This window comes from Mycolicibacterium houstonense, from assembly GCF_900078665.2.
Taxonomy (GTDB): domain Bacteria; phylum Actinomycetota; class Actinomycetes; order Mycobacteriales; family Mycobacteriaceae; genus Mycobacterium; species Mycobacterium houstonense.
In genome coordinates this window covers 4,190,123-4,194,926 of the sequence record NZ_LT546207.1, presented here as the reverse complement: position 1 = coordinate 4,194,926, position 4,804 = coordinate 4,190,123, and the positions used below count along the sequence as shown (strand labels likewise).

Here is a 4,804-nt window from a genome sequence, read left to right as displayed (position 1 = left end):
CCCCCGCCGAGGCAGCTGCCGAGGATGAAGCCAAGTCCTAACCAGGCATTGAACGACATGCCCGCCATCGATTCCGGTGGCGGGCATGTCGCATTGGTCCGCCTGCGGCTCGATATCGCGTACGACGGCACCGATTTCGCGGGCTGGGCGGTGCAGGCCGGTCAGCGCACGGTCGCCGGGGTGATCGACGAGGCCCTCTCGACGGTGTTCCGTACGCCGGTGGTGACCCGTACCGCCGGCCGTACCGATACCGGTGTGCATGCCACCGGCCAGGTCGCCCACGTCGACATCCCGGCCGATGCGGTCGCGCACGCCTACCCGCGGACCACCCGCCCCGGCGACGCTGAGTTCACCCCGCTGGTCCGCCGGCTGGCACGGCTGCTGCCTACCGACGTCCGCATCCGCGACATCGTCCGCGCCCCTGCGGGTTTCGACGCCAGATTCTCGGCGCTTCGCCGCCACTACACCTACCGCCTGAGCCTGGCTCCGTACGGGGTCGAGCCGGCCGAGGCCCGGTTCGTCACGCCGTGGGCCAAGCCGCTCGACCTCGAAGCGATGACGGCGGCGTCACGGGAATTGTTGGGCCTCAACGACTTCGCGGCCTTCTGCCGTCACCGTCCCGGTGCCACCACGATCCGTGACCTGCAGCGGCTGGAGTGGGTCCGAGACGGCCACTACGTCACCGCTCACGTCACCGCCGACGCCTTCTGCTGGAACATGGTGCGCTCGCTGGTCGGCGCGTTGCTCGCGGTGGGGGAGGGTCGGCGATCACCCGATTGGACCGCCGGCCTGCTCGGGGAGTCGAGCCGGTCCAGTGACTTCGCCGCCGCCCCGGCCCGCGGGCTGACGCTCGTGCAGGTCGATTACCCGCCCGACGAGGAGATGGCCGCCCGTAATGTCATCACCCGGGATCTGCGCACCCTCTGAAGGCGTGTGAGGGCTCGGTTCTCAGAGGCGGGCGGCGACGAATTTCGCCGCCTGGGCCACCATGCCCGAGCGGATATAGCCGGGTGCCAGGTGATCCTGCCATCCGGCGCGCCAGTTGTACGGGCTGCTGGGGTTGCACACCGGATCGTCGGAGTGGCACAGGTCGATGGTGCGGTTGCGATAGGCCGGGTTCAGCAGCGTGATCGGCATGGCCCAGTTGGCGCCGTTGCCGAACAGGGCCACCGCGGCGACGTGCCGGTCAGCGCCGCTCGGCAGCGGATTGTTGAACGTGAACGCCGCGACGGGCATGGCCAGGACGAGATCCGTTGCGGCAGCGCCCAAAGAGTAGCCGCCGAGCACCAGGCGCGTCCGGGGGCAGTTGCGGGCCATCCACTGCACGCGCCGGCTCATGTCGTTGGCGCCCACGTCGACCTGGGTGTCGGCCGGGTATTTCACCGGATAGAGGCTGATGTTCGGGCCGCGCAGGATGCGCAACGCATTGATGAAGGCAGCACCGACCTGTCCGGGACCCGGGGGCTCCATGCGGCCGCGGGCGAACACCACCTCGGCGGGCGGGCAGGTGGCGCCGTTCGCGGTGCCGATCATGCTGGGCGCCACCGCCATTGGTACCACGACCGCAGTCAGGGTGGTGATCAGCACGGCCGACATGCGACGGCCAATCACGCATCAGATGGTATTGACGGTCCCGTCGAGAATGGGTGGCGGTCCGGCAACGATCCGGCGACGAAGCCGCCCGGTCGGCGCGGGTCAGATTCGGCCCGCCACGAAATCGGCGGCCTGATTGACCATTCCGGCGTCGATGTAGGCGCTGGCGAGGTGATCGGGCCAGTTGTTGCGCCAGGTATCGGGGTCGGCCGGGTTGCAGATCGGATCGGCACCATGGCACAGCTCGATGGTCCGGTCGGCGTAGACCGGGCTGAAGTTGGAGATGGGACCGACCCAGGCCGCGCCGTTGCCGAACAGTGCGATCGCCGCGATGTGGTCGGCAGCGTTGGCCGGAAGCGGGCTCTTGAAGCCGAAGCCGGTGAACGGAACGGCCAGCACGACGTCGGCGACGGCCGCGCCCAGCGAGTATCCACCGATCACCAGCCGGGTGTCCGGGCAGTTGTTGGCCATGTACTGAATGTGGCCGCTCATGTCGTTGGCGCCGATGTCGATCTCGGTGTCGGCCGGGTACCGGACGGCGTAGACACCGATGTTCTTGTCGGTCCGGGACCGCAGCGCGTTCACGAATGCGTTGCCCAGCGTGCCGACGCCGGCGGGCTCGGTGCGGCCTCGGGCGAACACCACCTCGACCGGTGGACACGGGGCGGCATTTGCCACCGCTGTTGAGCCGGGGATGACGGCCGAGGTGACCGGCAGGATTGCCGCAACCGCCGCGATGATGGCGATCACACACATCCATCGCCGGACCGGACGGGCCCCGGGGCTTTCGATGGGAAGTTCGACCACCTAAGCGATCGTAGCGGACGCCGGCTACAGCAGCCCTGCGACGAAGTTGGCGGCGTCGTTGGCGGCGCCTTCGTAGGCCCGGTGCGCCGGGACGCTGTTGCCGTCGGTGCAGACCGGGTCGCCGGGGTTGCACAGGTCGATGGACCGCGAACCGTACACCGGGCTGGCGGTCATCGGCAGACCGAGCTTTGCCGACGGATTGCCGAAGACCGCGACCGCGGCGACGTGCTCGGGGACGTTCGGCGGAAGTGGGGCGGTGAACCCGACGGCCGGGAACGGGACGGCGGCGATCACGTCGATCACCGCGGCTCCCTGTGAGTAGCCGCCCAGCACCAGTCGGGTGGCCGGACAATTGTCGACCATCCACTGGATGTGCCCGCTGGCGTCGTTGGCGCCGCCTGCCGCGGCCAGGAAGTCGTAGCTGGCCGGGTAGTTCACGTCGTAGGCCCCGACGGAACGACCGCCGACCTTGCCGCGCAGCGCGTTGACGAAGGCGTTGCCGATCCGGCCGAGGCCCGGGCTCTCGCTGGTGCCGCGGGCGAAGACCACCTCGATGTCCGGGCAGTCGGCCGCAGCGGCCACCGGAAGCGTCGAGGCGGGGGTCGGCACCGCAACGGGTGCGACGACGGCGGCAGCAGCGGTCAGCGCTGCCGCCACGAACACGGTGCAGCGACGAACAAGATCAATGGCCACGCCAAATCCTAACGTCCGTGGGCGGCTAGACGATTCCCGCGACGAAGTTTGCCGCCTGATCCGCCATGCCCACATAGTCGCTGTGCGCGAATGGGTTGCGGCCGCGGGAGCAGATCGGATCCCCGTCTTTGCAGATGTCGATCGCCTTGCCGCCGAACACCGACGAGGTGATCGGGATACCGAACTTGGCCGACGGGTTACCGAACACGGCCACGGCGGCGACCTGGGGCACTAGGTTGCCGGCCAGCGGTGGCGCCGAACCGATCTCGCCGACCCGGTTGCCCAGCGGCGGGATGCCGGCCAGCATGTCGACCACCGCCGCGCCCTGCGAGTAGCCGCCCAGCACGACGCGGGTCGACGGGCAGGTGGTCGCCAGCGTGGCGATGCGGTTGGCGGCGTCGGTGGCTCCGTCGGCCGCGGCCAGGAAGTCGTAGCTGGCGGGGTAGTTCACCGCATAGGTGGAGACCGTGCGACCGCCGAGCCGGGATGTCAGCGCGTCGGCGAAGGCCTGACCGGGCCGGCCCAGACCGGGGGCATCGTTGGTACCGCGGGCGAAGATGACCTCCACGTCGGAGCATGGTTCGGCGGCGGCAGGCGAGGCCAGCGCAAGCGGAACGGCGGCACTGACCAGGGTCGATACGATCGCGGCCACCCGGGCCGACTTCCGGAGGAGACTCACGGGGGACATCGTCACACAAAATGGTTAGCCGCGGCTAATCGTTTGCCCGCTCGGTCGCCTCGTGCATGGGCATATCGGGCCAGGTCGGCAGCTCGGCCGCTTCGGGCTGCGCCTGCTCGCCTCGGTCGCCCTGGCGGGCCACGGCCAGACCGACGAGGACCACCGCGCCACCGATCACCTGGCTCGTCGACATCGCCTCACCGAGCATGATCCAGGCGATCAGGACCGCGAACAGCACCTCGGAAAGCCCGACGAGGGAGGCGAACCTCGGCTTGAGCCGGGAGATGCCGACGATGCCGAGGGTGTAGGCCAGCGCGGTCGGGATCAGTCCCAGCGCGATCACGGGCACCAGCCACGAGGTGGTGTGCCCGGCGATGGTCACCGGGTTGGCGGTGAAAGCCAGCGGCATGATTCCGGTCACACCGAGCAGTGTCACCGCGGTGGTGCCGACGATGAGGCCACCGGTGGCCAGGCTGATCGGGCTGAGCCCGTCGCCGTCGGTGCTGGCCCGATTGGACATCATGAAGTAGCAGGCCGCACACACGGCCGCGGCCAGCCCCCAGCCGACCCCGACCAGGTTGATCTGGGCACCGCTGAACACGTTGAGCACCATGATGATTCCGGCGATGGCCAGTGCGACGCCGCCGAACGTCATGGCGCTGGGACGGTGCCGGGTGGTGGCCCAGACCCAGCCGACCACGAGGATCGGTGCGGTGTACTCGAGCAGCAGGGCCACGCCGACCGACAGGTGCGCGACGGCGTTGTAGTAGCAGAGCTGGGCGCCGGCGATCGGGATCAGTCCGTACCCGACGACGGTTCTGGCGTGCCCGGCGACCTCGCGGATCCAGCCGGGGCGGACGACGCTGGCGAACGCGGCCATGATCAGCGCGCCGCCGGCGAGCCGGGCGATGACCGCCGAGGTGGGGCTCCAACCCGACTCCATCAGGGCTTTGGCGAAGGGGCCCGACGACCCGAAGGCCAGCGCGGAACTCACGGCGAACAGTAGGCCGAGCCGGAAATCGTTATCGGCGG

Annotated in this window: 6 protein-coding genes; 1 reads left to right on the top strand and 5 read right to left on the bottom strand. The window is 69.5% G+C overall.

All coding sequences use genetic code 11. From position 1 onward, the window contains the following. Window positions 1-57: 57 nt before the first annotated feature. Entirely contained in the window at window positions 58-927 is an 870-nt protein-coding gene (truA, locus tag BN4332_RS20940) for a tRNA pseudouridine(38-40) synthase TruA (RefSeq protein WP_066901277.1), read from the top strand. Between the two features lie 21 nt (window positions 928-948). On the opposite strand, the gene BN4332_RS20935 is transcribed toward truA, so the two are convergent. The 5 genes from BN4332_RS20935 to BN4332_RS20915 all read right to left on the bottom strand — a co-directional run. Continuing rightward, window positions 949-1,596 (bottom strand): cutinase family protein, encoded by a 648-nt coding sequence (locus tag BN4332_RS20935; protein ID WP_066901275.1) that lies wholly within the window; start codon window positions 1,594-1,596, stop codon window positions 949-951. Window positions 1,597-1,695: 99 nt separating this feature from the next. Next, a complete protein-coding gene (locus tag BN4332_RS20930) occupies window positions 1,696-2,349 on the bottom strand; it encodes a cutinase family protein (RefSeq protein WP_066901272.1) in 654 nt (217 codons plus the stop codon). Window positions 2,350-2,424: 75 nt separating this feature from the next. Next, window positions 2,425-3,093, bottom strand: coding sequence for a cutinase family protein (locus BN4332_RS20925; RefSeq protein ID WP_066901270.1), 669 nt, complete (start codon window positions 3,091-3,093; stop codon window positions 2,425-2,427). Window positions 3,094-3,118: 25 nt separating this feature from the next. Then, window positions 3,119-3,781 (bottom strand): cutinase family protein, encoded by a 663-nt coding sequence (locus BN4332_RS20920; RefSeq protein ID WP_096866955.1) that lies wholly within the window; start codon window positions 3,779-3,781, stop codon window positions 3,119-3,121. A 25-nt stretch (window positions 3,782-3,806) separates the two neighbouring features. Then, window positions 3,807-4,804 (bottom strand): EamA family transporter (locus BN4332_RS20915; protein ID WP_066901266.1); only part of this gene is annotated, 998 nt, incomplete at its 5' end.

Bases quoted from the DNA above. Each gene is read 5' to 3' on its own strand.
- truA (WP_066901277.1), top strand. From the start codon at position 58: ATGCCCGCCATCGATTCCGGTGGCGGGCATGTCGCATTGGTCCGCCTG.
- BN4332_RS20935 (WP_066901275.1), bottom strand. From the start codon at position 1,596: ATGTCGGCCGTGCTGATCACCACCCTGACTGCGGTCGTGGTACCAATG.
- BN4332_RS20930 (WP_066901272.1), bottom strand. From the start codon at position 2,349: ATGTGTGTGATCGCCATCATCGCGGCGGTTGCGGCAATCCTGCCGGTC.
- BN4332_RS20920 (WP_096866955.1), bottom strand. From the start codon at position 3,781: ATGTCCCCCGTGAGTCTCCTCCGGAAGTCGGCCCGGGTGGCCGCGATC.